We start from the raw sequence: 26,470 nt of genomic DNA on the forward strand, positions 1-26,470 counted from the left end.
GGTTCGCGTCGCGATCGGACTGTCCACCGCGTCCGGTGGGCACGAGGGGATCAGGCGATCATGTCCGCGCAGCTCATCGGAACTGCCGGCGAGGCCTCCCCCTGTGTGCGTCGCAGATGGGCCTCGCCCCACACCCTCACCCCTTCGACGACGGGCAGAACCGTTGTCCCGTAGGGGGTGAGCCGGTAGACGACGGGCGCGGGAACCGGCCCGGTCTCCACGCGCTCGACGAGTCCGTCGGCCTCCAGCTCGCGCAGCTGCTCCGCCAGCACCTTGGGCGTGATCGGGGCGGCGCGGCGGCGCAGGCCAGCGAAGTGGGTCTCGCCGTGGGCGAGCCAGTAGAGCAGGGTCAGCTTCCACTTCCCGCCGATCGCGGCGAACGCGGCGGCCATCGGGCAGCCGGGCAACGGGTTGGGGCGCGAGGGGTTACCTGCAGGTGCCTTCTTGTCCACGACCGGACTCCGCTCCGATAGTCAGGCCATGACCTTGCCACACAAGCGAATCCTCGTCGCGGTGCTCTCCGTTGCACTGGCGGCCGCGACCACCGCCTCCGGACACGCCTCGCAGACCACGGACGGTCAACGCGACTTCGACTGGGAGATCGGCGACTGGCGCACCACCGTGCGCGTGCTCGCCGAGCCGCTGTCGGAGTCCGCCGACCGCTGGCTCCAGTTCAGCGGAACCAGCGTCGTGCGTCCCCTGATGGATCGGCGCGCCAACGTCGTCGAGCTGAGGATCGCCGGCCCGAGCGGGCGCATCGAGGGCCTCAACCTGCGGCTGTACGAACCCCAGGCCCAGCGGTGGAGCCTGAACTTCGCCGGCATGCGCGACGGTGTGCTCACCCCGGCGGTGTTCGGCGGATTCCGTGACGGCGCAGGCGAGTTCTACGGCGACGACCAGCTCGGCGGCCGCCCGATCAAGGTGCGGTTCCTGGTCTTCCGCCAGGGGCCCGACCAGGCCAGGTTCGAGCAGGCGTTCTCCGGCGACGGTGGAACGACGTGGGAGACCAACTGGATCGCGCTCGACCGCCGGGGTCGCTGACGACAGCCGCCACCGCGTGCCCCGCACGGCCGGCCACCACTCCCGCGCCGCCGGCATCCAAGGCCGCCTGCTCGCCGACACCGGCGGCGACCTGCGCGCGATGTTCGGCAACTCCGGCCGCATGGCCGCCTACGCCGGACTCGCACCCGTGCCCCGCGACTCCGGGCGAGTACGGGGCAACCTGCACCGGCCCAAGCGCTACCACCGCGGCCTGCGCCGCGTGTTCTACCTGGCCGCCCTGTCCGCGATCAAAGTCCAGGACGGCCCATCCCGACGGTTCTACCTGCGCAAACGAGACCAGGTCAAGCTTCACACCCAAGCGCTCATCGCACTGGCACGCCGCCTGGTCGACGTCATCTGGGCACTGCTGCGCGACGGCCGGGAGTTTCATCGCTCACCACAACCCACGGCCCAGGCCGCTTGACACGATCATTGAAACTCCTCGACGAGTGCTCGCCGCAACCACGTCGCCGACCCCGCCGGCTCGACACGATTTGAATGTGACCTGGGTCATAGTCACGCGGTGTCGAGGGCGGTGCGGCGGCTCCGAGGTACCGGCGCACGACAACCGACCTCGAGGAGAACGAGATGACCGAGACGACCGTGCAGCCGAGTGCCGAACTGCAGGCGCTGGACCGGCTGGTGGGCGCGTGGACCGTGACCGGCGGCGCCGAGGGAACCGTGCGCTACGAGTGGATGCCCGGCCGGTTCTTCCTGCTCCAGCACGTCGAGCTCACCCAGTTCGGCCAGCCGGTCACCGGCGTGGAGGTGATCGGCAACCTGCGCCCGTTCGGCGAACCCGCCGGAGTGGACGTGGTGTCCCGGTTCTACGACTCGACCGGCAACACCCTCGACTACGTCTACGAGTTGAAGGACGACACGTTGACCATCTGGGGCGGTGCGAAAGGCAGCCCGGCGAACTACCGGGGCACCTTCAGCCTGGACGGCACCGCGGTGACCGGGGAATGGGTCTACCCCGGCGGAGGCGGGTACGCCTCCACCATGACCCGGTTCTGAGCTGCGGGCCCGGACTCTGCGAAGCGCCTCTGCGGTCGCCGAGGACCGGCCGGGTCAGGCGATGAGTCCGGACCCGGCCGAGCTGCCGGAGGAACTCGTCCGGGCGGTGGCCGCGTTGCTTCCACAGCACGGCGAGCCACCGCAGCCCGGTCGCGCGGCGGGGGTGCAGCCAGTCGAGCAGGTTGGCGTCACCGCAGCCGACACCTTCGGTGCGGGCCGGGCGAGGGGGAAGGCGCCTTCGTCCGCGGGGCTGCCGGAACCAGGGTCATGACGCGGGCAGGCCTGCCGGGATGCTCGTCGAGCCGCAGAGGCCGGGCCGCGACCCCAGCTCCGCGACGTGGCGCAGGTCGGCCAGCGGTGCGCCGGGAACGGTCCTGCGGGCACCCACGACGCTCCTCCTCAGCCGGACAGCGTCGTGGCTTGTCCGGCGGAGGAGGAGCGCGTCATCCGACGAGGCTCACCTCACCGTGATGTTGGAGTTGCCACTGCTCCGGTATCCCTCGGTCGCCATGATCATGTAGTAGCTGAAGTTGCCGAGCCGCATGTTGGCCCGGTTCCACGCGTCGAAGTGGTTGCCGGTGGTGATCGATCCGCCCGTCCGCCTCTGCTGCCGGACGCTCCAGAACTGCGGGAACGTCTTGGTGCCTTCCACAGAGGGCGCGTTGTAGCGCATCGTCTGGTAGATGTCGTACGTGCCGCCGTCGGTGGTCACCGTGCCCTTGTACGTGCCGGTGGGCCGGTAGTTTCCCCAGTTGTCGACGATGTAGTACTCGACCAGTGGGTTCGACGTCCACCCGTACAGGGTGAGATAAGCGTTGCCGGACGGGTTGAAGCTGCCGGAGTAGTTCACGGTCCGGCGTGAACCGTTGCTCCACCCCTTGCCGCCGACGAAGTTGCCGACGTTGCTCCACGAGGTGCTGTAGTTGCCGCCGGATCCGAACTCCATGCAGACCCGGCCGCCACCATCGGTCCAGAACGAGTAGTAGTACCCGCCGTTGTTGCCCGTCTGGCTCGAGCACGTGGCGGTGATGCCCACATCAGCGCCGGCGACGACCGGCGTCATCGCCATGACGAGCGCAGTGCAGGCACCGCCGACGAGCAGTGCCAATCGGCCGCGTTTGCGGCTCGACGGTCGAAAATGGGCTTCAGCCATATGTGGTACTCCTCAGCATTGAGGTGGGCACGGCAGCGGTCGAAACTTTTTCGACACTAGCAGCGCCGAACCGGCTTCATAAGACCGCCGAGAAGTTTCGATAATTTTTCGAAACTTCTCGGCGGGTCAATGGTGAAGCCGTTCTTCGATCATTCCAATTCGCGGACGGGGTGCGTCCGGTGATCAGCGTTGCAGCGTCAGCAGGCCCGGCCGGTACGGCAGCCGGCCGTAGTCGCCGCCGGAGTTCGGATCGCGCCCTTGGTAGAGCAGCTGCAGGTTGCAGGGGTCGATGGTCTTGGTCTGGTCGGGGTTGGTGCGGATCAGGTCGCCGTGGCTGATGTCGTTGGTCCAGGTCGCCCCGCTGTTGGCCTTGCCGGCGAACGGGTTGCTCTCGGTGGCGGCCTGCGGCGTCCACGAGCCGCTCAGGCTGCTGGACGTGAACGAGCGGAAGTAGCGCCCGCCGGACCCCATCGCCTCGACGATCATGAGGTACTGGTTCCGGCCCTGGACCTTGTAGACCTCGACACCCTCGAACAGGTTCGCCTGCGTGTCGCTCATGATCTGGGTCCAGGACGAGCCGAAGCTGCCAGGGAAGTTCCCGATGGGCATGCTGGCGCGGTAGATCTTGCCGTTGTCACCGGCGAAGAACAGGTACATGTGCGTGTCGTCGGCGATGAGCGTCTGGTCGATCGGGCCCGTGCCGGAGCCGGGGATGCTCCCGGTGAACAGCGTCTGCGGCGACGACCAGCCGTTCGCGTTGGTCGGGTCGTTCGACGTCCGGTAGCTGAAGGCGGTCGGACCCCACTGGTAGGCCAGCACCCAGATGTTCTTCGGCGCGAAGTAGAACAGCGTGGAGGCGACGGCGCCGGTGCTCATCCCGTTCTGGCTGGCAGAGCCCATGTCGGACCAGTTCGTGAAGGTCCCGAAGTTCATCGAGCCCCACGTCGTGCCCGTGTCGTGCGTCGTCGCGTAGACCAGGTGCTTGCCGTTGTAGAGGACGTGGGTGAAGTCCTTGAGCGACACCCAGCCCTGCTTCGGCTGCGCCAGCGGGCCCGTGGACGACCAGCGGTAGGTCGACGGGAGCGAGCAGCCGCCGGGCGGGTTGCTCGTCGTGGTGGTGGGGTTCGTCCCGCCGCCGACGCGGACGAGCTGCCACTGCTGGTTGGCACCGCCCCAGTCGCTGTACTGGACGACGTTGCCGCCGTCGGCGGTGGAGCCGCCCTGCACCTCGACGGCCTTGTTGCTGTTGCGGTTGATCAGCCGCACGTGCCCGCCGTCGGAGTCGGCGAGGCGGAACTGCTGGTTGGTACCGTTGGAGTCGGCCCACTGGACGATGTTGCCGCCGTCGGCGGTGGAGAAGTTGTGGACGTCGAGGACCTTGCCCGACAGCCGTGACTTCAGCCGGTAGTAGCCGCCGCCGGAGTCGACGAACTGCCACTGCTGCTGGTTGCCGTCGTTGCGGGCCCACTGGGTGATGCGCGCGCCGTCGTTCGTGGCGAGGTTGTAGACGTCCAGCGCCTTGCCGCTGTTGCGGTTGACCAGGACGTACCAGGCGGCGGTGTCGACGGTCGCCGCCGACACGGGCGCCGCGCTGAAGGCCGCGACCAGACCGCCGATCAGGACGGCCACGGCGGCGGTGATGCCGGCCGCGCGACGTCTGCGGGCGCGGGGGACGAAAGTGGACGGGTGGTGGCCTGATCCGGCCATGAACGTGCTCCTCTTCATCGAGGCAGGGATCGCGAGATGCGACGTTCGGCGGACCGCTTGCGCCGAGCGGTCCGTCGTGCCCTTTCAGGGCGAACGACAATTGCGTCACAGAGATGTCTGTGCGGCGGATACGGCCGCCTCCATCAACTCTGAGGGATGACCTCCGCGCGGTCAAGAACTGTCGAATGCGTTCGACAGGGAACGCGGACAGCAGGTCCGGCGCATTGTTCGTTGCTAAAAAAGACGGATTCTTTGAGCGCATTCGAACAGCACCGGCGCAGGAGCGGCCCGGTAGGGTCGGCCGTGTGGATCTGGAGGACACCGCCGCCCGGCTCGGCGTCACCGTCGAGGAGGTCGGCCGCGTGCACAGGCTCGCCGGTGACCGGCCGTCCGCCCCGCTGCCCGCCAAGGCCGACGCGCCCGCGATCCTCGACCGCCTCGGGGTGCGGCCGGACGACGCCGCCGAGGTCGTGGCGGGCTGGCCCGACCCCGGCTCTCCGCTGTGGACGCCGGAGCTGCGCTGGCTGCTGGACCGCTCGACCGCCCTGGTCCGGGCCGATCTCGGCGGCCACCAGTGGCTGCCACCCGGCCCGGCGCTACCGCGCGACCGGGGCCCCGCCTGGCGGCACCTCTACGTGTACGCATACCTGGCCCTGGTCGACGTCGTCACGAACTACCACCGCGAGCACGGCATCCCCGACGCCGTGTCGTGGACGACCCTCGCCGACCTGGGCCGCAACCTCGCGATCGACAGGCGGATGAACCGCGAGGGCTGGCCGGTCATGCAGAGCTGGCTGACGTTGCACACGCGCGGAGCCGTCTACGAACTCGGCCGGCTGCAACACCACCGCGGCGACACCGCTCTCTCCCTGCACATCCCCGACTCGGGCCCGCTGACTCCGCAAGCGGTCACGGCGTCACTCGACGAAGCCCGCGCCTTCTTCCCGCGCCACTTCCCCGACGAGCACTACACGGCGTTCTCCTGCGGCTCGTGGCTGCTCGACCCGCAGCTGCGGGAGTACCTGCCGGAGGACTCCAACATCGTGCGGTTCCAGCAGAGGTTCGAGCTGGAACCGCACGAGGAGCAGGAAGGGCTGGACGCCGACGTCGAGGTGCGGCGGTTCGTGTTCCGCACGCTGTCCACCCCGCTCGAGCAGTTGCCGCGCGACACGGTGCTCCAGCGCGCGGTCGTCGACCACCTGCGGGCAGGCCGTCACTGGTACTGGCGTCGTGGCCGGTTCCCGATCTAGCGGTTCCGACGCACTCCTCGCCGCGAATGTTTGATTTCGGTCAACACTGAAGCTATAGAGGACATGATATTTCGTCACCGGGGCCGCAGCCCGACCCGGTAGCGGTGCTGGTAGTGCCTGCCGGTGAGCCACAGCTCCCCCGCCGTGTCCGGCACCGCCGCGATGCCCCCGATCACCTGGTCGCGGCCCGTCGGCAGTTCGGCGACGGTGACGGCGGTGAGGTCGGCGTCCGCGGTGACGGCACCGGAGGCGAGGTCCACGCGGATCATCCAGTCCGTCCCGGTGACGGCCGCCCACACCTGCGGGTGGCTGTCGACGGTCACGCAGTGGAGCTCGCCGAGACGTGCGGTGGACCATTCACGGGCGCCGAGCCGCAGCTCGCGGACCAGCGCGGCGGTGTCGCGGTCGCGTAGCAGCAGTCTGGCGGCGCCGTCGGACTGCACGAGGTGCGTTCCGTCGTAACAGAGTCCCCAGCTCTCGCCGATGATCGCGGTGCGGCGTCGTTCCGCCAACGACCGCGGATCGAGCACCACGGCGGCTTCGGTGCCGGTGTGCCACAGCCCGGCCGGTGTCAGCGCGGTTGCGCTGCCCGGCTGCACGGGCCGCTCGACCCGGACCTCACCGGTGGTGGGTGCGATCACGCGGATCATCGGGCCCGTGTTCTCCACCAGGAGGTCACCGACCAGTTCCAGACCGCGTGCGTCGGCCCGGTCGGTGGGGACACGCGCGAGGACCTGCGCGCGGAAGTGCCGCGAGGGGGCGCGCAGCGCAGCCGGTGCGGGACTGGCCGTGGTGGCCGGTGCCGGGCTGTCGTGGGCGTCGCGGTGGGGAGCCGAACAGGCGGTGAGAGCCAGCAGTGCTGCCGACAGCGGACAGAGAAATCTGTTGACGCGCAACGGTTTCACCGCACTGATCGTCGTGACGGCCGACCCGGGCCGCTTCCACCTCCACAGGTGAGCCCGCCCGGCCCGTTCATCCGCCCGGGGTGAGGCCGCGTGCGCAGGTGCGGGGCCAGGCTGGACGGACATTCCACTTTGGAGGATGCCGTGACCGATGTGACAGTGCCGCCGGGACGACGACGGCTGGCCAGGCTCGCTTTCCTGGCCGCAGGAGCGGCCGTGGCGGTCGTGCTGGTGGCGGCCGGTGTGCGCGCCGGCGTCGGACTGGTGCTGGTCGGCGGGGCGGGAACGGCGATCGCATTGGCGGGTGCCTGGTGGTTCCTCGCACACCGCGGTGTCCTGCGGTGGCTCGCCGGGACGCTGGTGCTGCTCGCGCCGCTGGCCGTGACCGTCCTGTACGTGCAGGCGCGCCTGGTGTGGGTGGTCGTGGTGTGCGCCCTGCTGTGGTCGGTCGCACTGGCCTGCGGACGGCGCGCTCTCACCGCGGGCGCGGGAAAACGCCGTCCGGCCGAGTCCGAGGTGCCACCACCGCGGCGGCCGTATCTGATCATGAACCCGAGGTCCGGTGGCGGGAAGACCGGGCGGTTCGGGCTCCCGGAACTGGCCCGCGGGCTCGGCGCGGAGGTCTGCGTGCTCGACGGGTCGCAGAACGCCGCCGTGCTCGCCCGGCGGGCCGTCGACGACGGTGCCGACCTGCTCGGCGTGGCCGGGGGTGACGGCACCCAGGCGGTCGTGGCGGGCGTCGCGGCGGAACTCGGGGTGCCCTTCATGGTCATCTCGGCGGGCACCCGCAACCACTTCGCGCTCGACCTCGGCCTGGACCGGGACGACCCCCGCCGCTGCCTCGACGCGCTCACCGACGGCGTCGAGGTGCGGATAGACCTCTGCACGGCCGGGGATCGCGTCTTCGTCAACAACGCGTCGTTCGGCGCGTACGCCGAGGTCGTGCAGAGCCCCGCCTATCGCAACGGCAAGACGCGGACGGCGCTGGGGCTGCTGCCCGGTCTTCTGGTCGGGCCGCGGGCGGCGACGTTGTGCCTGCGGGCGGGCGGGGACTGGCTGGCCGGGGCGCAGGCGGTGCTGGTCAGCAACAACCCGTACGGGTCGGGCGACCTGGCGGGGCTGGGGCGCAGGCCGCGGCTGGACAGCGGTGCGCTGGGCGTGCTCGCCGTGACGGTGCGCAACGCGGCGGACGCCGCCGGCCTGCTGCGTGGCCGGCGGCGGTCGGACGCGGTGTACCTGCGGACCGCCACGGAGGTCGTCATCACGGCGGACACGCTGTCGTTGCCCGTCGGTGTCGACGGCGAGGCGGTCACGATGGCGACTCCCGTGCGGTGTGCGGTCAGGCCGCGGGCGCTGCGGGTGCGGGTGCCGCGCCACCGGCCCGGTGTGCGGCCGCCCCGGCCCGAGCTGGGCTGGAAGCGGCTGCGCGAGCTGGCCCTGTCCTAGCGGCCCCGGAGATCCGCCGCTGTTCGTGCCGCACGCGGGGCCCTTTCGTACCGCACAAGAGCACGAAGGCGCCCCGCGTGCGGCTCAGCGACGAGCGAGTCTTGGGCGACGGCTCAGGGCACTAGGGCCTGTATCGAAGTCTGGTTCGATGAGAGCTGCGCTTGAGGTGGTTTCTGGTGGTGCGGCCGGACGGCCCGCATACCGGTGTTGTATGTGGGTCGTCCGGCCGTGCCGCCAGGGGCCGCCTCGGGCCCGGCTGTCGCGGATCAGACTTCGATACAGGCCCTAGCGGCGCCGGGCCATCCGGCGTGACCTGAACATCCCCGGAACTGCGGTCTTCCGCCGCACCGTGCGTCGTGCGGTGCGGCGGGCCACGCGGCGTGACCCGAACATCTCTGCCTCCTCAGGGCGTCGAGCCTGCTGACTCCAGGTCGTGCAGTTGCCGGGCCTCCTCCGCGCTCACCAGACCGATCGCGACCAGGTCCAGGGGACTGATGAAGCCGTCGGAGACGCGAAAACCCTGAGCACGGCGACGGCGTCGCGCAGCGGCACGGCCCAGTGGTGCTCGATGAGCAACAGTGCCGCCGCGCTGTCGTCGGGAATCTCGGCGAGCACGTCCCACGCGTCCGCGTCGCTGAGCGGGTGGACTCCTCCCTTCTCCTCCGCCGACTCGGCTCCCGCGACCGCACCGGCCCGCGCGCCCTCCTGTCCCGCCGCGCCGAGGCCGATCAGCGCGCCGATCTGGCTGCCCAGCTCGACGGCTTCTCCTGGCGACAGGTTGCTCAGGTGCTCGACCGCGATGGCACCCTGCGGGTCCTTGTGGACGGCCAGAGCGTCGATCACGCGGATGGTGTCGGTCTTGCGCAGCTTCTCCAGTTCGGCGATCACCTCACCGCGGAAGTCCGGGTGGGTGAAGCCGAGCACGATCAGTTGAATCGGCCCGATGGCCATAAAACCCTCCTTGACTCGATCAGTCGTCTCATCGTCACGGCGCGCGGATCCCGGTCACCTCATCCGCTTCGGGTGGAACTCCAGGCGAGAGCGGTCACCAGCAGCTCGTAGACCACCAGCAGCACCACGATCGACAGCAGGGCAGGCCACGAAGAGATCAGCAACGCGAGCACGACCGCGACAGCGACGCCACCCACGCGCACGGCGTCGAGGTGCCGTGCGGTCCAGCTCGGGCCGTGCGCGGCCAGTGCCCGCCCGCCCGTCACGGCACCGCTGCGGATCGCGCGCCAGACGGCGACGGTCCGGGCGCGCAGCCACACCGGTCCGCGGCCGGGTCCGACCAGGTACATCAGCAGGGCGAGCAGCGCGCCGGTCCAGATCCTCTGCCAGCCGCGTGTGCGCAGCTGGCTGAAGACCGTCGTCACGACGTCCGCGGCGCCGTCGCGGTACAGCCCATCCGGCACGTTCTGGAGGATCTGTTGCCGGACCGCGCGCAGCGCCACCGTGACCACCACGGCGGCCACGACCAGCCACAGGCCGAGTTGCAGCAGCGTGCGCCGGCGACCGGGCGAGACGAGCAGTGCGAGCGCGAGCAGCACAAGAGTGCCGAGCAGGAACAGGACGAGACTTCGCTTGGCCGTGACCACGGCCTGCTGAGCCGCCCACAGCTGCCCGGAGTCGTAGATGGTGAACTGCGCGAAGTTCGCCGGCAACGTGACGCCGAGCGAGTCCTGCACCCGGACGCGCAGATCCGCGGGGATCTCACCGCTGCTGAGGTCCGGCAGCGAGAGCTGCTTGCCGAACAGGGTCGGCAGCTGTGCGCTGAGCGTCCGGAGCACCTCGTTGATCAGCGGCAGCAGGTCGATGTCGACCCGGTCCTGCTGGGCGACGACGACGTCGCTGTCACCCTCGACGATGGCGAGTGCGCGGTGGTGGGCGCGCCGGTTGAGCTCGGTCCAGACGCGCTGGAACTGGTCGCTGCCCAGCACTTTGGTCGCCGTGGCGCGCACCGGGGCGTGGAGCTGGCTCGCCAGTGGCCCGGCGACGAACGCGGCCTGTTCGGGCAGCACCGCGCGCAACCGCTGTTCGACGTCGACGGCCTCGAAGAGCTTGACGGTCGCGAAGTCCGCCACCGCGGCGGCGACCTCCGGGTCTTTGGGCAACGGCGCGACCGTGGCGACCCACCGGTCGGTGTTGAGCGCGGTGCGCGCGCTCCAGACGCCGACGACGCTCATCACGAGCGCGAACGCCGTCACCGCTGTCAGGACGGCGGCACCGGCTCGGCGCAGCATCGACACCGTGGCCGCGCGCCGCTGCCGGCGGTCGAGCCGTGCCTGCAGCGCGTACACCTCCGCCCGCAGCCGGGGCAGTTCGCCGGGGTCGTTCGTCATCCCGCTCACCGCGCCGCGCTCGTCGTGGTGCGCGGCAGGAACGAGGCGACCACCATGCCGCCGAGCGCGACCAGCGCCAGCACGACCATCGCCAGCGCGTACGCGCGTTCGGGTGTTCTGGTGATGCCGGCGACGAGGATCGTGCCCGCGATCGCGGCGCCGAGTGAGGACCCGAGGTTGGACACGCTGCGGGACAAACCCGAAATCTCGCCTTGCAGGGCGTCCGGGAAGCTCGACTGCACGACGTTCACCGACGGGGTCAGCATGGCGCCGATGCCGAGCCCGATCAGGAAGAGGCCCGGCAGGAAGGTCCACACCTGCGGCGAGAAGGCGAGCAACGCGAGGAAGAGCGCGATGCCCGTGACCGTGACGGCGAAACCGGTCAGCACGAGGCTGCGCTGGGCATGCCGTCGTGCGAGGCGCTCGGCCGACAGCGACGCGAGCAGCACGCCCGCCGTCGCCGCCGTGAGGATCAGGCCCGTCTCGATCGCGTTGTAGCCGCGCACCACCTGCAGGTACGCCGACACCACGAACGAGACGCCCATGAGCACGAGCCACTGCAGGTTCTGCGTGACCAGGCCGAGGTTCGAGGTGCGGCTGCGGAAGAGCGCGGTCGACAGCAACGGTTCGACACCCGCGCGTTCCTTGGCGCGCACCGAGTGGAAGAACCACACGAGCGTGAAGACACCGGCGACGATCAGTCCTGCCATCAGCCACAGGTTGTCGTCCGCGGCCAGCACACCCGACACGATCAGGACGAGCCCGGTGGACGACAGCACCGCGCCCCGGACGTCGAACGGGCGGGTGGGGTCCGGTGGCCGCGGATCCCGGACGTACCGGCGGCTCAGCACGAGGATCACCACGACGACCAGCGCCTGGAACAGGAAGGCCACTCTCCAGCTGAGCGCCGTCGTGATGAGCCCGCCGATCAACGGACCGGTGGCGGCGCCGATGCCCGCCATGCCGTTGATCGCGCCGAACGCGCGGGCCCGCGCGGTGACGCCGGTGAACAGCATCGTCGCGAGGATGTAGACGGGCGGGATCAGCAACGCGGTGCCGACTCCCTCGAGGATCGAGTTGCCCAGGATCAGGACGGGCAGGCCGGGCGCGAACGCGCTCAGCACGGCGCCGACGCCGTAGATCGCCAGGCCCGCGGTGAGACATCTCTTGCGGCCGTAGCGGTCGGTCAGCTTGCCGCCGGGGATCATCAGCGCCGCCATGACCAGCAGGAAGATCGTGATCGCGAGCTGGACCCCCTGGACGGTGGTGTCCAGGTCGCGGCCGATGTCGTTGATCATCACGTTCATGTTGGAGCCGGCGAAGCTGCAGATGAACTGGGCGAGGGCGAGTGGGACGAGCACTGTGCGCAAGGCGTTGGAGTCCACCCGAGCAGACTCCAGCGGCCGCGTCCGAGCAGCTTCACGCGCCGCGGATGAGGCACCGCACCGGCTCTCCCCCGCGGCGGGTGGTGCGCCGGCGATCACGACGGTGTTGCGTCGCAAGTGGACCGGAGCGACCGGTTCCGTCGCCGGGGAGGTGCGCGATGACCGGTTCAGTGGCCGCGAGGACCGCCAAGGGTCTCGCCGCTCGCAAGGACGTTCCGCTCGACGCCCTGATGCTGATGCCGCAGGACGGGGACCGGCTCGACCCGGTGGAGGTGCTGGCCGCGCAGGACGACGCACGGGTGCCGGAGCTGGTTCCCATCCGGTACGGCCGGATGCTGGCCTCCCCGTTCGCGTTCTTCCGCGGCGCGGCGTCGGTGATGGCGGCGGATCTCGCCGTCAGTCCGTGCTCCGGCCTGACCTGTCAGCTCAGCGGGGACGCGCACATCGGCAACTTCGGGGTCTTCGCCTCCCCGGAGCGGCGGCTCGTGTTCGACCTCAACGACTTCGACGAGACGCTGCCCGGTCCGTGGGAGTGGGACGTCAAGCGCCTCGCGGCCAGCCTGGCCGTCGCCGGACGCCAGATCGGGCTGGGGCGCAAGGCGCGGGAGAACGTCGTGCGCGCCGCGGCGGGCCGGTACCGGTCGGCGATGGCCCGCTTCGCGGAGCAGGGTGATCTCGAGGTGTGGTACACCCACGCCGCTGCCGAGGACGTGAAGATCCTCCTCAAAGCTCACGCGGACAAGGCCAAACAGCACCGTTTCGCGCGTGAGCAGGCGAAGGCCCGTGCGCGGGACAGCCTGCAGGCCTACCGCAAGCTCACCTCCGTCGTCGGCGGGCGTCGCCGCATCACCGCCGACCCGCCCCTGCTCGTGCCGGTCGGTGACCTGCTGCCCGACACGGACCGGGAAGACCTGGAGTTCCTGATCCAGGACCTGCTCGCGAGCTACGCCACCACCCTGTCCCCCGACCGGCGTCATCTGCTGAGCGGGTTCCGGTTCGTCGACATGGCGCGCAAGGTCGTCGGTGTCGGCAGCGTGGGGACCCGGTGCTGGATCGTGCTGCTGCACGGGCGTGACGAGAACGATCCGTTGCTGCTGCAGGTGAAGGAGGCGTCGCGGTCGGTCCTCGCGGACCACCTGCCCGGTCGTCCGCGCGCGCACCACCGCAGCGAGGGCGAGCGGGTCGTGGCCGGGCAGCGGCTGATGCAGGCCGTCGGCGACATCTTCCTCGGCTGGGAGACCGCCGAAGGCATCGACGGCCTCACCCGGGACTTCTACGTCCGGCAGCTGCGCGACTGGAAGGGCTCGGCCTCGGTCGAGACGATGGACGAGGCAGGACTGCGGCTGTACGGCGGGCTGTGCGGGTGGACGCTGGCCAGAGCACACGCGCGCACCGGCGACCGGATCGCGATGGCCGCGTACCTCGACGGAGGCAAGGCCTTCGACGTCGCGCTCGCCGAGTTCGCCGAGAGCTACGCGGACCGCAACGAACAGGACTACCGGCTCCTGGCGCAGGCGGCACGGACCGGACGCATATCAGTCCAGAGTGGACTTTGATGAACCCCTTGGGAGAACAGGCATGTGCCGATGGCTCGCGTACTCCGGTTCCCCGGTCCTGTTGGAGGAGCTCCTCTACGTTCCGGCGAACTCGCTCGTCACCCAGAGCAGGCACTCGCGGCTGGGGGTGGAGACCACCAACGGTGACGGCTTCGGCGTCGGCTGGTACGCGAACGCGCCGACGCCGGGTCTGTTCCTCAGCACGGAACCCGCCTGGAACGACCGGAACCTGCGCGAGCTGGCGGCGCAGACCTCGTCCGGTGTCGTCTTCGCGCACGTCCGCGCGTCCACCGGCACGGCGATCCAGCAGACCAACTGCCACCCCTTCCGGCACGGCCGCCGGTTGTGGATGCACAACGGGCTCATCGCCGCGTTCCCTTTGGTGCACAGGGAACTCGCGCTGGCGATCGACCCGTCGCTCTACCCCGAGATCGAGGGCTCGACGGACTCCGAGATCCTCTTCCACCTCGCACTGACCTTCGGCCTGGAGCAGGACCCTCCCCTCGCCGTCGCCCGCACCGTCGGGTTCGTCGAGGCGATCGGCGCCAAACACGGCGTGGCGCACCCGATCCAGATGACGGTCGCCACGACCGACGGGGAGACCACCTGGGCCTTCCGCTACTCCAGCGAAGGCCGCTCGCGCAGCCTGTTCCACAGCACCGACATCACCACGTTGCGGCACCAGTACCCGGACAACCCGACACTGCACTCGCTGTCCCCCGACACCCGGCTCGTGGTGTCGGAACCGCTGGGCGACCTGCACGGTGCCTGGCGCGAGGTGCCCGAGTCGACCTGTCTCGTCGCGCGGGGCGGGGTCGAGGAACTCCGCCCGTTCCGGCCTCGCCGCTGACCGCACCGGCTTCGCCCGCTCCGGGTGATGCGGCGGGGACGACCCGTCCGGAGTGTTGTGCCCGCACGTCCGAGGTCGAAGGGGAGGAACCAAGATGATGGAACCCGCCGCACCAGTGGTGGCCGGTGTCGACGGCTCGTCGTCAGCGCTCGCCGCGGTCATGTGGGCCGCCGACGAGTGCGCCCGGCGCGACGCCCCGCTGCGGCTGGTGCACGCGTTCTCGTTGCCCGCCGCAGGACACCTCCCGTCCGCCGGCACGGGCGACGACGTCCGGCGCGCGGCCGAGGAGCGGGCAGGGGCGTGCCTGACCGAGGCCACCGCGGCCGCCCGCGCCGCGGGGCCGGACGTGGAGATCTCGGCGGAACCGCTCAGCGGTGGCGCGACGAGCCTGCTGATCGAGGAGTCCCGGCACGCGCGGCTGCTGGTGATCGGGGCGGAGGGCATGGGCAACGTCCGCGGCCTGCTGGTCGGGTCGACAGCGGCCGCACTCGCCTCGCACGGGGAGTGCCCGCTGGTGGTCGTGCGCGGTCTCGCGGCGACCGACGGCCCGATCGTGGTGGGCCACGACGGTTCCCCGACCAGCGAAGCCGCGCTGGCGTTCGCCTTCGAGGCCGCGTCGCTGCGCGACGCCCGGCTCACGGTGGTCCTGTGCCAGCCCGGTTTCACCGTGGAGAGCGCTTACCGCACGGCGCGGTTCGCCGCGGCGAGGGACGCGGCGGAGGGCGACGACCTCGAGGTGCTCGCCCGGTGGCAGGCCCGGTACCCGGACGTGCGAGTGGAGCGCGCGTTGCCGCGGGACCGCCCGGTGCGGGCGCTCATGAGGTACGGCGCCGAGGCACAGCTCCTGGTGGTGGGCAGTCATGGGCGCGGCGGGTTCGACGGCATGTTGCTCGGCTCGACGAGCCAGGCTCTCGTCTCGCACGCGCCGTGTCCGTTGGTGATCGTGACTTCGGAGAGCCGGCGCGGTTCGGTTCAGGACTGCCGGGAACGCATCACCGGGTGACCGGGTGGGTGAGACCGGGCCCGCCTGTCCGGCCGGCCGCGAGCCAGTCGACGGTGCTCTCGTGAGCGGCGTCGATGAGCTCGCGGGACCGGCTGAAGTCCGCGGGTGAGACGCTCAAGGGGCACAACGGCGGCACCACCCGGAGGTCGACCTCGTCCCGGTAGCGTTCGACGTCCACCGCGAGCCGGTGGTTCACCAGCAACGTCAACGCGTGCAGCGCCATCGCCAGGGCGCTGCGCGGTGGCCGTTCGAGATCGCACGCGTAGCCGGTCGGCAGCACCCACACCCGGTCGGCGCCCAGCGCCACCGCGTGCGACACGGGGTTGTTGTTCACCGCGCCGCCGTCCATCAGGTACCTGCCCCCGAGCGAGACCGGCGGGAACACCGCCGGAATCGCGGTGCTCGCCATCAGCGCGTCCACCGCGTCGCCTTCGGAGAGCAGCACCTCCTCCCCGGACAACACGTCCGTCGCGCCGACGTGCGCGGGCACCGGCGTGTTCTCGAGCGTGGTGCCGGAGAGGTGGGCCCGCAGCAGGCGCCGCAACGCCGTGCTGGGCACGAGGTGGTCGCTCAGCCCGAGCACACCGAGGAGGCCGCGCACCGGCCGGATCGGGAAGACGTCGTTTCGGGACAACGACGTCCACAGGTCCGTGAGGGCGAGGACCCCCTCGGGTCCCGGGTGGGTCGCGTACCAGACTCCGTTGACGGCACCGACTGAGGTGCCGACGACCAGGTCGGGCTGGATGCTCTCGTCCGCGAGCGCCGAGAGCATGCCCACCTCGACCGCGCCGAGGCTGCCGCCGCCGGCCAACACGAACGCGGTCTTCACCGCCGCATTCTGCCGCCGGCCGGGCCGGCTCACGAGGGGCCAGTCGCCCGGCGTCCGCGGCCGAACCACCCGCGCCGGGTGACCCGCCGTGCGCCGCCCGCCACCAGCCTGGTGATCACCTGGTGTGCCGAGCGAAAGGCGGGACGACGTGGTCGGTGCGGAGAAGGAAAGGCTGCGAGAGGCGGACGAGTGGCGGCGCTGGGGGCCGTACCTCGCGGAACGGCAGTGGGGCACGGTGCGGGAGGGGTCGAACGGTGACGACGCGTGGACTTCGTTCACCCACGACCAGGCGCGCTACCGCGCCTACCGCTGGGGAGAGGACGGCCTCGCGGGCTTCTGCGACGACCGGCAGCGGGTGTGCCTGGCACTGGCCCTGTGGAACGGGACCGACCCGATGCTCAAGGAACGGCTGTTCGGCCTGACCAACGGCGAGGGCAACCACGGCGAGGACGTCAAGGAGTGCTACTTCTACCTCGACGCCACGCCCAGCTCGTCGTACCAGCGGATGCTCTACAAGTACCCGCAGCGGGCCTTCCCCTACGGGGACCTGGTCGCCACCAACGGGCAGCGCGGCCGTCACGAACCGGAGTACGAGCTCCTCGACACCGGCGTCTTCGACGACGACCGCTACTTCGACGTGGTCGTGGAGTACGCCAAGGCGGCACCCGACGACGTCCTGATGCGGGTCACCGCGCACAACCGCGGGCCCGACGAGGCCACGCTGCACCTGTTGCCGACGCTGTGGTTCCGGCACACGTGGTCGTGGGCGGGCACCACCGAACCCTCCCTGCACACGCTGGGCACGGGCACGGTGCGGGCCGCGCACCCCGAGCTCGGGGTCTGGTGGTGGTACGTCGAGCAGCAGGTACCGCTGCTGGTGACCGGGAACGAGACGGACGACGAGCAGGTGTTCGGCGTTCCCAACACCAGCCCGTACGTCAAGGACGGCGTCGAACGCGCTGTGCTGCGCGGAGACCTCGAAGCGCTCGCTCCCGACGGGGTGGGGACGAAGGCCGCCGCTCACCACGTGCTCAGGATTCCCGCGGGTGGCAGCGAAACCGTCCGCGTGCGGTTCACGGCCACGGGCACCGACAGGCCGTTCGCCGGGTTCGACAACGTGATCTCGGTTCGCCGCGAGGAGGCCGACGACTTCTACGACGAGGTGCTGGGCGGCGATCCGGCGAGCGACGAACGGCTCGTCTGCCGGCAGGCGCTGGCCGGGCTGCTGTGGTCGCGGCAGTACTACGGGCTCGACGTCGAACGCTGGCTCACCGAACGCGGCGCGGACCCGCTCGGCGCACCGGCCGGTCTGCCCAACGAGGACTGGCGACATCTGGCGGCCGGGGACGTCGTCGTCATGCCGGACAAGTGGGAGTACCCCTGGTTCGCCGCGTGGGACCTCGCGTTCCACGCCGTGCCGCTCGCGGTCGTCGACCCGGCGGCCGCGAAACGGCAGGTGGAGCTCCTGCTCAGCCGCCGTTACCTGCACCCGAACGGCCAGCTGCCCGCCTACGAGTGGAACTTCTCCGACGTCAACCCGCCGGTGCACGCCTGGGCGGCCTGGTTCGTCTACCAGTACGACCGCGACACCACCGGGATCGGTGACCGGGCGTTCCTGAAGCGGGTGTTCCCACCGCTCCTGCGCAACTTCGGCTGGTGGCTCAACCGCAAGGACGCCGACGGCCGCAACCTGTTCCAGGGCGGTTTTCTCGGACTGGACAACATCGGCGTGTTCGACCGCAACGCGCCGTTGCCGACCGGCGGGCGGATCGACCAGGCGGACGGCACGGCGTGGATGGCGCTGTTCTGCCAGAACCTCCTGCAGATCGCGCTCGAACTGGCCCGCGAGGACTCGTCGTACCTGGAGCACGCCGCGACGTTGCTGGAGAACCTCGCGTGGATCGCGGCGGCGACGAACCACGTCGGCACCGGGCTGTGGGACGAGGAGGACGGCTTCTTCCACGACGTGCTGCGACGTCCGGACGGCACGTCGACGCCGTTGCGCGTCCGGTCGGCCGTCGGGCTGATCCCGCTCGCCGCCGCGACCGTGGTCGGCGCCGAGCTGCGGCAGGACCACCCCGGACTCGTCGGCGGGATGCGGGAGTTCCTGGACCGGCACCCGGCGGTGCGGGCCTCGCTGTGGGGCCACGGCACGCAGACCGACGGCCACGGGCCCGTGCTGTTCGCGCTGTTCGACGAGAGCCGCCTGCGCCGCATCCTGGCCAAGGTGCTCGACGAACGCGAGTTCCTGGGGCCGCACGGGATCCGGTCGCTGTCGAAGTGGCACGCCGAGCACCCGTACGTGCTGACGGTGGACGGCGCCGAGCACCGCGTCGGGTACCAGCCCGCGGAGTCGGACAGCGCAATGTTCGGCGGCAATTCCAACTGGCGCGGCCCGGTGTGGTTCCCGATCAACGCGATGGTCGTCCGCGCGCTGCTGCACCTGCACACCTACTACGGCGACGGGTTCACCGTCGAATGCCCGACCGGATCAGGTCGGCACCTCACGCTCGAGGAGGTGGCACGCGAGATCGGCGACCGGCTGCTCGCGACCTTCCTGCGCGACCGGGACGGGCGCCGTCCGGTCCACGGTGGACAGACGCGGTACCGGGACGACCCGCACTGGCGGGACCTGCCGCTGTTCTACGAGTACTTCCACGGCGACAACGGAGCGGGCATCGGCGCGAGCCACCAGACCGGCTGGACGGCGCTCGTGGCGCTGCTCACCCGGCTGCCCACGAGGGAGGGCGTGCGATGAGCGGATGGCCGGACCAGCCCGTCATCTACGAGATCAACACGGCCGTGTGGCTGGGCGAGCTCTCCCGGGCCGCCGGGCGTCCGATCACGCTCGCCGACGTGCCCGCCGCCGCCTGGCAGGCCGTGACACCGGCCGGCGTCGACGCGGTGTGGCTCATGGGCGTCTGGGAACGCAGCACGACCGGGCTGGCGCTCGCCAACGCGCGCACCGGGTTGCGGGCCTCGTTCCACGCCGCGCTCCCGGACCTGCGACCGCAGGACGTGAGCGGGTCGCCCTACTGCGTGCGGCGCTACGTGGTGGCCGACCAGTTCGGCGGCGACGAGGCGCTCGCGACGGCACGGGCGCAGCTCGCGTCGCGCGGGGTGCGGCTGGTGCTCGACCACGTGCCGAACCACGTGGCACCGGACCACCCGTGGGTGACCGACCACCCGGAGTACTTCATCCGCGGCGACGTGGACGACTACGCGGAGAACCCCGAGCACTGGCTCGCGATCAGCGAACACATCTTCGCGCGCGGACGGGACCCGTACTTCCCGCCGTGGCCGGACGTCGCGCAGCTCGACGCCTTCTCCCCCGCCCTGCGGGCCGCGACGACGGTGACGCTCGCCGGCATCGCGGCCCGCTGCGACGGCATCCGGTGCGACATGGCGATGCTGATGACCAACGACGTCTTCGCCCGCACCTGGGGCCGCGAGGCGCCGGAACGGGAGTTCTGGCCGGAGGTCGTCGCCGGCCTGCGCGACCAGGACGCGGGCACCGTGCTGATCGCCGAGGCGTACTGGGACATGGAATGGACGTTGCAGCAGCAGGGTTTCGCCTTCTGCTACGACAAACGCCTCTACGACCGGCTCGTCTCCCGGAACGTCGAAGGGGTGCGCGCGCACCTGCGTGCCGATCCCGACTACCAGGCGGGGCTGGTGCGGTTCCTGGAGAACCAGGACGAGCCACGGCTCGCGGCCACGCTCCCACCGGACGCCGCGAGGGCGGCCGCGGTCGTCATCGCCACGCTGCCGGGCGCGACACTGTGGCACGAGGGCCAGTTCGAGGGCAGGACGGTCCGGCCGCCGGTGTTCCTCGCCCGCCGCCCGGACGAGCAGCCCGACCACGACCTCGCCGTCTGGTACCGGCGCCTGCTCGCGACGGTGCGGGACCACCGGATCCGGCTCGGCGAGTGGTTCCTGCTCGACACGGAAGGCTGGCCGGACAACCAGTCGCACCGCTCGCTGCTCGCGTGGGAGTGGATCGAGATCAACGGGTCCCGGCACGTCGTGGTGGTCAACTTCTCCGATGCGCCCGCACAGGGCCGGGTCGCGCTCGACTGGCAACCGCGGCCCTGGCGGTTCACCGACCTGCTCGGCGGTGAGGTCTACGACCGCGACCTCACCGCCGAGGGTCTTTTCGTCTCACTACCCCCGTGGGGTTTCCACGTGCTGTCGGCGATGTGATCCGGTCCGCGTGCGGAGCAGGGCGGCAGCCCAGCCCGCACGCGGATCCGCGTCGACCAGCAGCACCTTCACCAGCACGGTCAGCGGCACCGCCAGCAGCGCGCCGAGCGGTCCCAGCACCCACGCCCAGAACGCCAGCGACAGGAACGTCGTGGTCGTCGACAACCCGGCGGCGTCGCCGGTGTAGCGGGGTTGCACCAGTGACTGCACCACGAAGTTCAGCAGCCCGTACACGGCCAGCACCGCGAGTGCACGGCGCGGACCCTGCTGCAGCAAAGCGAGCGCTGCGGGCGGCAGCACCCCGAGCAGGAACCCGATGGTGGGAACGTAGTTGGTGACGAAGGACAACACGCCCCAAAGCAGGGCGAGCGGCACGCCCAGCAGCGCCAGCGCCGCCACGCCCAGCACCGCCACCACCGCACCGAACACCGTCGTCACCAGCAGGTAGCGCCGGGTGCGGCGGGCGAACTCCCGCAACGCCACGGTCATGTGCGGGCGCTGCTTCGCGATCTCCGCCAGCCTGCTGTCGGTCCAGTGCACCTCGACGCCGAGGAACAGCAGCAGCGCCAACAGGAACACCAGGCTCGTGGTGAGCCCGGTGAGGTCGGTGAGCAGTCCCCCGAGCGAAGCGAGCACCCTGCCCCGGTCCAGGCCGGCGATCACGTGCTCCGCCTGCCGCACCAGGTGGTGGTCCGCGTACTCGGGCAGCATCCCGGCGAGGCGCACAGCGGACACCACCACCGTCACCGCGATCACGGCCAGCACCGAGTACACCAGCACCACGACGGCCGTGGTCGCGAGCCACGACGGCGCCCCGCGTCCGCGCAACCACCGGTGCGCGGGGCTGATCGCGATCACGATCAGCCCCGCCAGCACGGTGGGCGCCACCAGCCACGCGATCGCCTTCACCCCGGCGACCACGACCACCGCCGACGCGGCGCCGAGCAGAATCGTCACTGCACGGGGCATCAACGAGATGACGACTCGAGCGTCGCCGCTGCTTCGTTGCCGTGCACCACCACGGCCCAGATCACCACCACGCACAAAGTGATGACGATCGTGGACCACAGCGGGTGCACCGAGACGAATGCGAGTTGTGCCACCGCGTTCACCACGGCGAGCACCACCGTGACCACCCTGGCCCACGCCGCTCCGGAGAGCAGCGCGGCGCCCGAGAGCGCCACCAGCACGCCGAGCAGCAGGGTGATCCAGCCCCAGGTGGTGAGGTCGAAGACGATCACCTGCTCGCCGTTGGCGACGTAGTACTCGCCGCGGAACAACCCGACGAGCCCTTCGATGGCGTTGAACGCCCCCATGACGATCATCATGATGCCCGCGAACCAGATCCAGCCGAGCCAGCCTGTGTCCTGCATCGTGCCTCCGTTGTCTCGCGAAGCGTTGGTCGGGCCCACCGTGCCCCGGTGCCGGCGCGTGGATCTTCACCCGCCGCGTGTGAGTGCCGGGGCACGTGTCCGCTCCACCGGGTGAAGACCACGACCGTGCGCGGGGCCGAGCGTCGTCACCATGACCACACCCCCGTACGCCCCGATCGCCGACCACGGGCTGATCGGTGACCTCCAGACCACCGCGCTGGTGTCCACCGACGGCACCGTGGACTGGTTCTGCTGCCCTCGCTTCGACTCGCCCTCGCTGTTCGCCGCGCTGCTGGACCGGAAACGGGGCGGGTTCTGCCGCATCCGGCCCGCCGGGTTCACCGGCAACGGCAAGCAGCTGCACTTCCCGGACACCGCGGTGCTGATCACCCGGTTCATGACCGAGGACGGCACCGGGGAGATCGTCGACTTCATGCCGCCGCTGCCGGGCGAGGGCCCGGCCGAACGGCACCGGCTCGTCCGCCTGGTGCGCTGCGTCCGCGGCCGGATCACCTTCGAGCTCGACGTCGCCCCTCGGTTCGACTACGGCCGCCGGGCGCACCGCGCGCACCTCACCGACGACGGCGTGGTCTTCGCGTGCGGCCAGTTCGGCGTGGTGCTGCACGCCGTGCGCGAACCAGGGGACGCCCGGCTGGCGTCCGGGCAGATCACCGACACCGGCGACCTGCGCGCCACCATCCACCTGGAGGAGGGGCAGACCCGCGGCATCGTGCTGGAGTCCGGTGTGGACGGTCCGCCGCGCGCGGTCACGGCGGCCGAGGCGCAGGCGCTGTTCGAGAGCACCGTGCGGTTCTGGCACGACTGGATCGCACGCGGCACCTACCGGGGCCGGTGGCGCGAAGCGGTCGACCGTTCGGCCATCACGCTGAAGCTGCTCACCTACGCGCCGACCGGGGCGATCGTCGCCGCTCCGACGGCGGGACTGCCCGAACAGCTCGGCGGCGAACGGAACTGGGACTACCGCTACACCTGGATCAGGGACGCCTCGTTCGCCGTCGGTGCGTTGCTGCGGCTGGGCTTCACCGACGAGGCGGAGGCGTTCGGCGGCTGGCTCGCCGAGCGGTTCGTGGAGGGTGAACCGTTGCGGGTGATGTACGCGGTCGACGGGTCGGCCGACCTCACCGAGCACGTGCTCGACCACTGGGAGGGTCATCGGGGGTCGTCGCCCGTGCGGGTGGGCAACGACGCGGCCGGGCAGTTGCAGCTCGACGTCTACGGCGAGCTGCTGGACAGCGTGCACGCCGCCCACCTGCGCGGCGTGCGGATCGGGCACCGCGGCTGGCACGCGGTGGTCGAACTGCTGGACTGGCTCGCGGAGAACTGGAACCAGCCGGAGGAGGGGATCTGGGAGACGCGGGGCGGCCGCGCGGACTTCACCTACGGGCGGGTGATGAGCTGGGTCGCGTTCGACCGGGCGATCCGCATCGCCGAGAGCGAGGGCAAACCCGCGCCGCTGGGGCGGTGGCGCGCGCAGCGCGACCGGATCTACGGCCAGGTGTGGGAGCAGGGCTGGGATCACCGCACCGGGGCGTTCGTGCAGCGGTACGGCTCGCAGGTCCTCGACGCGTCGTTGCTGCGGATGGCACAGGTGGGGTTCGTCGCGCCCCGCGACCCGGTCTGGCTGGACGCGCTCGACGCGATGGAGTCGCTGGTCAGCGACAGCCTCGTGCGGCGCTACGACACCGAGGCGGCACCCGACGGGCTGCGCGGCTCCGAGGGCTCGTTCTCGTTGTGCACCTTCAACTACGTGACCGCGCTGACGCTGTCCGGTCAGGCGGGCAAGGCGCGGCTGGTGTTCGAGAAGATGCTGACCTACGGCAACCACGTCGGGCTCTACGCCGAGGAGATCGCGGTGACTGGGGAACAGCTGGGCAACTTCCCGCAGGCGTTCACCCACCTGGCCCTCATCGAGGCCGCGGTCACCCTCGACGAGCAGCTCACTCGCGACGGGTGAGGACGCGGCGGCCCGCGTCTCCCACAGTGATCGGCATGGCGACTTTGACCGTGTGGAAGTTCGACACGACCGACGGGGCGCACAGCGCGCTGCAGGAGCTGACGAGGCTGCAGGACCAGCAGCTGATCGTGGTGCGCGACGCGGCCTACGTGTACTGGGAGCCGGACGCGAAACGGCCGAAGACCAGGGAGCTCGGCAAGCTCACCGGTGCGGGAGCACTCGGTGGCGGCTTCTGGGGGCTGCTGTTCGGGCTGATCTTCTTCGTACCCGTGCTGGGTGCGGCGATCGGCGCCGGTGTCGGCGCGCTGGCGGGATCGATGTCCCGCGCGGGCATCGACGACGACTTCATCAAGGAGGTCCGGGACACCGTCACGCCCGGCACGTCCGCGTTGTTCGTGATGTCCGAGCGCGCCGTCGTCGACCGGGTGGCCGCCAGGTTCAAGGAGACCGGCGCCACCCTGCTGACCACCAACCTCACGACCGAACAGGAGGAGCTGCTGCGGGAGACGTTCGCGTCCTGACCCGCACGACGATCTCGGCGGTGGTCGGACCGGCAGCGACTGTCGGGGTGCCGAGGCCGGCCTGACCCCCGCCTGCCGATGGACCGGCCGGAGCGCGGAAACACCGCGCTCCGGCCGGTTCTGGCGTTCACCGGGCCGGATCGGCCACCCGGACCTGTGCGGCCGCCTCGCCCAGCAGGGAGTGCACGACCCGCAGCACCTCCGCGACGTGGTCGCGGTGCTCGGTGATGACCTCGGCCCGCCGGGTCGCCTCCCGCACCAGGCTGTCGGCCCGCCGGCGCGCGGTCTCCTCCATCAGCCGCACGTCCTCGCAGGTCTGCCTGCGCCGCAACGCCAGCGCCAGCTCGAAGTCCTCGGTGAGCCCGGCCCGGTGGCGGGCCGCCGCGTCGTCGAGCGCACGGCGGCCCGCCTCCCCCTCCCGCAGGATCCGCGCCATCCGCGCACGGGTTCCCGCGAGCAGCTCCCGGTGCTCGGTGTGCGTGCGGCGGGCGGACTCCCACGCGTGGTCCTCGATCGCGGTGGCCCGGTCGATGATCTCGGCCGCCTGGGCGAGCGTGCTCTCCACGACGTGCCGCAGCCGTTCACCGACCGCGTACGGGGACAGCGGCACGGCGCACAGCCGGTCGAGCCGTGCCCGCAACTCGCGGTTGTCCTGGCGCTCGTGCTCCAGGTGCCGGGCGAGCGCCTCCGCCCTGGCCTCCGCCGCGTCGCGGTCCGCGGTGAGCGCCTCGATGTCGCGCTCCGCCTCGTGCACGTAGTGCCACACCTGGTCGCGGCGGAAGCCCAGCCACGCCACGTCGAACCCGGTGCGCAACGGCACCAGCTCCGCGGTCACGGCCGCACCAGGGTCAGCGGCACGCGGCACAGCGCCCCGATGCCGTCCTCGGGAGTCTGCCGGGTGCCCGCGTTGACCACGTGCACCCGCGTGCCGCTCAGCAACGCCGCTCGCACCGCCACGTCCGCGAGCAGCCCGCAGCGGTGGCGGGACCCCGCGGACCGGCCGGGAGCCACGTCGGTCGGCGCGAGGCCGTACCAGGCGGTCGCGGTGACGTCCTCCGGCTGACCGACGAACAGCTCGTCCACCCGGCCGTCGGCCAGGGCGCGGAGGGTGTCGTCCACGCCTTCGACCCCCAGCCGGTGGACCCGGCCGCGGTCGTGGAAGTCCTCCAGCACGCACGCGGTCCACGTGCGGGCCGCCGCGCGCACCTCGTCCTCGACCCGGCTCGGGCTCAGGTCGGTGCCGGCCCAGCGCACCGTGGTGTCGCGCCGCACCGGAGCCGGCAGCGCGGCCCACAGCGCCGCCACCACCTCGTCCTCCCCCGCCACGACCAGCACCCTGACATCCTCGCGGACCAGCGTCTCCGCCACCGCCGCGGCCGCGGACCGCACCCCTTCGCGCCAGTCGTGGCCGCGGTAGTGCAGCGACATCCGTCCGGCACCGGCCGTGCTCAGTTCGGCGGCGTCGCGGCCGACGGCGACGACAACGCACGGCGGCCGTTCCTGCACCCATGCGAGCAGCGGGAGCACGTGCGCCGGAGAGCTGAACCACGCGAGGTCCAGATGGCGCAGTCCCGGTGCGTGGAAGACGCGTGGAGGCACCTCGGAGCCCGCGAACGCCACCAGCGTTCCGGCAGACGGGTCAGCGGCGTGCGCCCGGTGCAGCGCGGCGCCGATCGGACCGACCACCTCGTCGCCCGCTCCGTCACTGCGCAGCTGGTCGGCGAGGCGGACCCAGCGCGAGCGCCACGGACGCGACGGACTCGATCCCATGTAGACGGACGCGACCGGCCGTGCGGGCCGGACGACGTCGATCAGATCCCGCAGCGCGGGTCGGCAGGTCTTGGGCACAGCAGCGACTCCTCTTCCCGTCGTGGACTGGCCCAGATTCCGGGGAGGTGGTGATCCGCCTCTTCACCC

Annotated in this window: 24 protein-coding genes and 1 pseudogene; 12 read left to right on the forward strand and 13 right to left on the reverse strand. The window is 71.1% G+C overall.

Translation table 11 applies throughout. From position 1 onward, the window contains the following. Positions 1–50: 50 nt before the first annotated feature. Positions 51–452 (reverse strand): winged helix-turn-helix transcriptional regulator, encoded by a 402-nt coding sequence (locus SK571_RS15295; protein ID WP_319984725.1) that lies wholly within the window; start codon positions 450–452, stop codon positions 51–53. Positions 453–480: 28 nt separating this feature from the next. Between SK571_RS15295 and SK571_RS15300 the strand changes: the two genes are divergently transcribed. From SK571_RS15300 to SK571_RS15310, 3 genes and pseudogenes are all read left to right on the forward strand, one after another. Then, positions 481–1,041, forward strand: a complete 561-nt coding sequence (locus SK571_RS15300) for a hypothetical protein (protein ID WP_319984726.1) — start codon at positions 481–483, stop codon at positions 1,039–1,041. A gap of 70 nt (positions 1,042–1,111) precedes the next feature. Continuing rightward, positions 1,112–1,465: pseudogene (locus tag SK571_RS15305) on the forward strand (transposase); the annotation flags it as partial. A gap of 164 nt (positions 1,466–1,629) precedes the next feature. Next, a complete protein-coding gene (locus SK571_RS15310) occupies positions 1,630–2,058 on the forward strand; it encodes a hypothetical protein (RefSeq protein WP_319984727.1) in 429 nt (142 codons plus the stop codon). Between the two features lie 265 nt (positions 2,059–2,323). Here the strand turns inward: SK571_RS15310 and SK571_RS15315 are convergent, their stop codons facing one another. The 3 genes from SK571_RS15315 to SK571_RS15325 all read right to left on the reverse strand — a co-directional run bounded on the left by SK571_RS15315 (position 2,324) and on the right by SK571_RS15325 (position 4,918). Then, complete coding sequence (locus SK571_RS15315; RefSeq protein ID WP_319984728.1) at positions 2,324–2,446, reverse strand: hypothetical protein; 123 nt, start codon at positions 2,444–2,446, stop codon at positions 2,324–2,326. A gap of 69 nt (positions 2,447–2,515) precedes the next feature. Beyond that, positions 2,516–3,211 carry a glycoside hydrolase family 11 protein gene (locus tag SK571_RS15320; protein WP_319984729.1) on the reverse strand — a complete coding sequence of 232 codons (696 nt, stop codon included), beginning with the start codon at positions 3,209–3,211 and terminating at the stop codon, positions 2,516–2,518. A gap of 183 nt (positions 3,212–3,394) precedes the next feature. Continuing rightward, positions 3,395–4,918 (reverse strand): non-reducing end alpha-L-arabinofuranosidase family hydrolase, encoded by a 1,524-nt coding sequence (locus SK571_RS15325; protein ID WP_319984730.1) that lies wholly within the window; start codon positions 4,916–4,918, stop codon positions 3,395–3,397. 305 nt (positions 4,919–5,223) lie between these two features. On the opposite strand from SK571_RS15325, the gene SK571_RS15330 reads away from it, so the two are divergent. Next, positions 5,224–6,168 carry an acyltransferase domain-containing protein gene (locus SK571_RS15330; RefSeq protein WP_319984731.1) on the forward strand — a complete coding sequence of 315 codons (945 nt, stop codon included), beginning with the start codon at positions 5,224–5,226 and terminating at the stop codon, positions 6,166–6,168. A gap of 74 nt (positions 6,169–6,242) precedes the next feature. Here the strand turns inward: SK571_RS15330 and SK571_RS15335 are convergent, their stop codons facing one another. Continuing rightward, entirely contained in the window at positions 6,243–7,073 is an 831-nt protein-coding gene (locus SK571_RS15335) for a glutaminyl-peptide cyclotransferase (RefSeq protein WP_319984732.1), read from the reverse strand. A 141-nt stretch (positions 7,074–7,214) separates the two neighbouring features. Here SK571_RS15335 and SK571_RS15340 point away from each other — a divergent pair, with 141 nt between their 5' ends. Next, a complete protein-coding gene (locus SK571_RS15340) occupies positions 7,215–8,516 on the forward strand; it encodes a diacylglycerol/lipid kinase family protein (protein WP_319984733.1) in 1,302 nt (433 codons plus the stop codon). A 459-nt stretch (positions 8,517–8,975) separates the two neighbouring features. Here SK571_RS15340 and SK571_RS15345 read toward each other — a convergent pair whose 3' ends face one another. From SK571_RS15345 to SK571_RS15355, 3 genes are read right to left on the reverse strand one after another with little or no spacing between them, the layout of a single operon-like run. Next, a complete protein-coding gene (locus tag SK571_RS15345; RefSeq protein ID WP_319984734.1) occupies positions 8,976–9,467 on the reverse strand; it encodes a hypothetical protein in 492 nt (163 codons plus the stop codon). Positions 9,468–9,526: 59 nt separating this feature from the next. After that, positions 9,527–10,858, reverse strand: a complete 1,332-nt coding sequence (locus SK571_RS15350) for a hypothetical protein (protein ID WP_319984735.1) — start codon at positions 10,856–10,858, stop codon at positions 9,527–9,529. 5 nt (positions 10,859–10,863) lie between these two features. Further along, entirely contained in the window at positions 10,864–12,243 is a 1,380-nt protein-coding gene (locus SK571_RS15355) for an MFS transporter (protein ID WP_319984736.1), read from the reverse strand. 158 nt (positions 12,244–12,401) lie between these two features. Between SK571_RS15355 and SK571_RS15360 the strand changes: the two genes are divergently transcribed. The 3 genes from SK571_RS15360 to SK571_RS15370 all read left to right on the forward strand — a co-directional run bounded on the left by SK571_RS15360 (position 12,402) and on the right by SK571_RS15370 (position 15,652). Then, entirely contained in the window at positions 12,402–13,799 is a 1,398-nt protein-coding gene (locus SK571_RS15360; RefSeq protein WP_319984737.1) for a DUF2252 domain-containing protein, read from the forward strand. A gap of 22 nt (positions 13,800–13,821) precedes the next feature. Next, the gene (locus SK571_RS15365) at positions 13,822–14,649 is read left to right on the forward strand and encodes a class II glutamine amidotransferase (RefSeq protein WP_319984738.1); all 828 of its coding nucleotides are present in this window, start codon (positions 13,822–13,824) and stop codon (positions 14,647–14,649) included. 94 nt (positions 14,650–14,743) lie between these two features. Then, positions 14,744–15,652, forward strand: coding sequence for a universal stress protein (locus tag SK571_RS15370; RefSeq protein ID WP_319984739.1), 909 nt, complete (start codon positions 14,744–14,746; stop codon positions 15,650–15,652). On the opposite strand, the gene SK571_RS15375 is transcribed toward SK571_RS15370, so the two are convergent. Next, positions 15,642–16,481, reverse strand: coding sequence for a patatin-like phospholipase family protein (locus tag SK571_RS15375; protein WP_319984740.1), 840 nt, complete (start codon positions 16,479–16,481; stop codon positions 15,642–15,644). The two genes, SK571_RS15370 and SK571_RS15375, sit on opposite strands and share 11 nt — an antisense overlap. Positions 16,482–16,605: 124 nt before the next feature. On the opposite strand from SK571_RS15375, the gene SK571_RS15380 reads away from it, so the two are divergent. Beyond that, positions 16,606–19,239: an MGH1-like glycoside hydrolase domain-containing protein gene (locus SK571_RS15380; protein ID WP_319984741.1), complete on the forward strand. Its 2,634-nt coding sequence runs from the start codon at positions 16,606–16,608 to the stop codon at positions 19,237–19,239. Next, complete coding sequence (locus SK571_RS15385; RefSeq protein ID WP_319984742.1) at positions 19,236–20,684, forward strand: alpha-amylase family glycosyl hydrolase; 1,449 nt, start codon at positions 19,236–19,238, stop codon at positions 20,682–20,684. The genes SK571_RS15380 and SK571_RS15385 overlap by 4 nt, the downstream gene beginning before the upstream one ends. On the opposite strand, the gene SK571_RS15390 is transcribed toward SK571_RS15385, so the two are convergent. Both SK571_RS15390 and SK571_RS15395 read right to left on the reverse strand, forming a co-directional pair. Further along, positions 20,646–21,653 (reverse strand): AI-2E family transporter, encoded by a 1,008-nt coding sequence (locus SK571_RS15390; protein ID WP_319984743.1) that lies wholly within the window; start codon positions 21,651–21,653, stop codon positions 20,646–20,648. The genes SK571_RS15385 and SK571_RS15390 overlap by 39 nt on opposite strands. Beyond that, positions 21,653–22,057: a DUF7144 family membrane protein gene (locus SK571_RS15395; RefSeq protein ID WP_319984744.1), complete on the reverse strand. Its 405-nt coding sequence runs from the start codon at positions 22,055–22,057 to the stop codon at positions 21,653–21,655. The genes SK571_RS15390 and SK571_RS15395 overlap by 1 nt, the downstream gene beginning before the upstream one ends. 151 nt (positions 22,058–22,208) lie before the next feature. Between SK571_RS15395 and SK571_RS15400 the strand changes: the two genes are divergently transcribed. Then, positions 22,209–24,032: a glycoside hydrolase family 15 protein gene (locus SK571_RS15400; protein ID WP_319984745.1), complete on the forward strand. Its 1,824-nt coding sequence runs from the start codon at positions 22,209–22,211 to the stop codon at positions 24,030–24,032. Between the two features lie 35 nt (positions 24,033–24,067). After that, positions 24,068–24,553 (forward strand): DUF1269 domain-containing protein, encoded by a 486-nt coding sequence (locus SK571_RS15405; protein WP_319984746.1) that lies wholly within the window; start codon positions 24,068–24,070, stop codon positions 24,551–24,553. 127 nt (positions 24,554–24,680) lie between these two features. On the opposite strand, the gene SK571_RS15410 is transcribed toward SK571_RS15405, so the two are convergent. Both SK571_RS15410 and SK571_RS15415 read right to left on the reverse strand, forming a co-directional pair. Beyond that, entirely contained in the window at positions 24,681–25,388 is a 708-nt protein-coding gene (locus SK571_RS15410) for a coiled-coil domain-containing protein (RefSeq protein ID WP_319984747.1), read from the reverse strand. Beyond that, positions 25,385–26,401 (reverse strand): hypothetical protein, encoded by a 1,017-nt coding sequence (locus SK571_RS15415; RefSeq protein ID WP_319984748.1) that lies wholly within the window; start codon positions 26,399–26,401, stop codon positions 25,385–25,387. The genes SK571_RS15410 and SK571_RS15415 overlap by 4 nt, the downstream gene beginning before the upstream one ends. Positions 26,402–26,470 lie beyond the last annotated feature (69 nt).

Source organism: Lentzea kristufekii, assembly GCF_033949925.1.
Classification (GTDB): domain Bacteria; phylum Actinomycetota; class Actinomycetes; order Mycobacteriales; family Pseudonocardiaceae; genus Lentzea; species Lentzea kristufekii.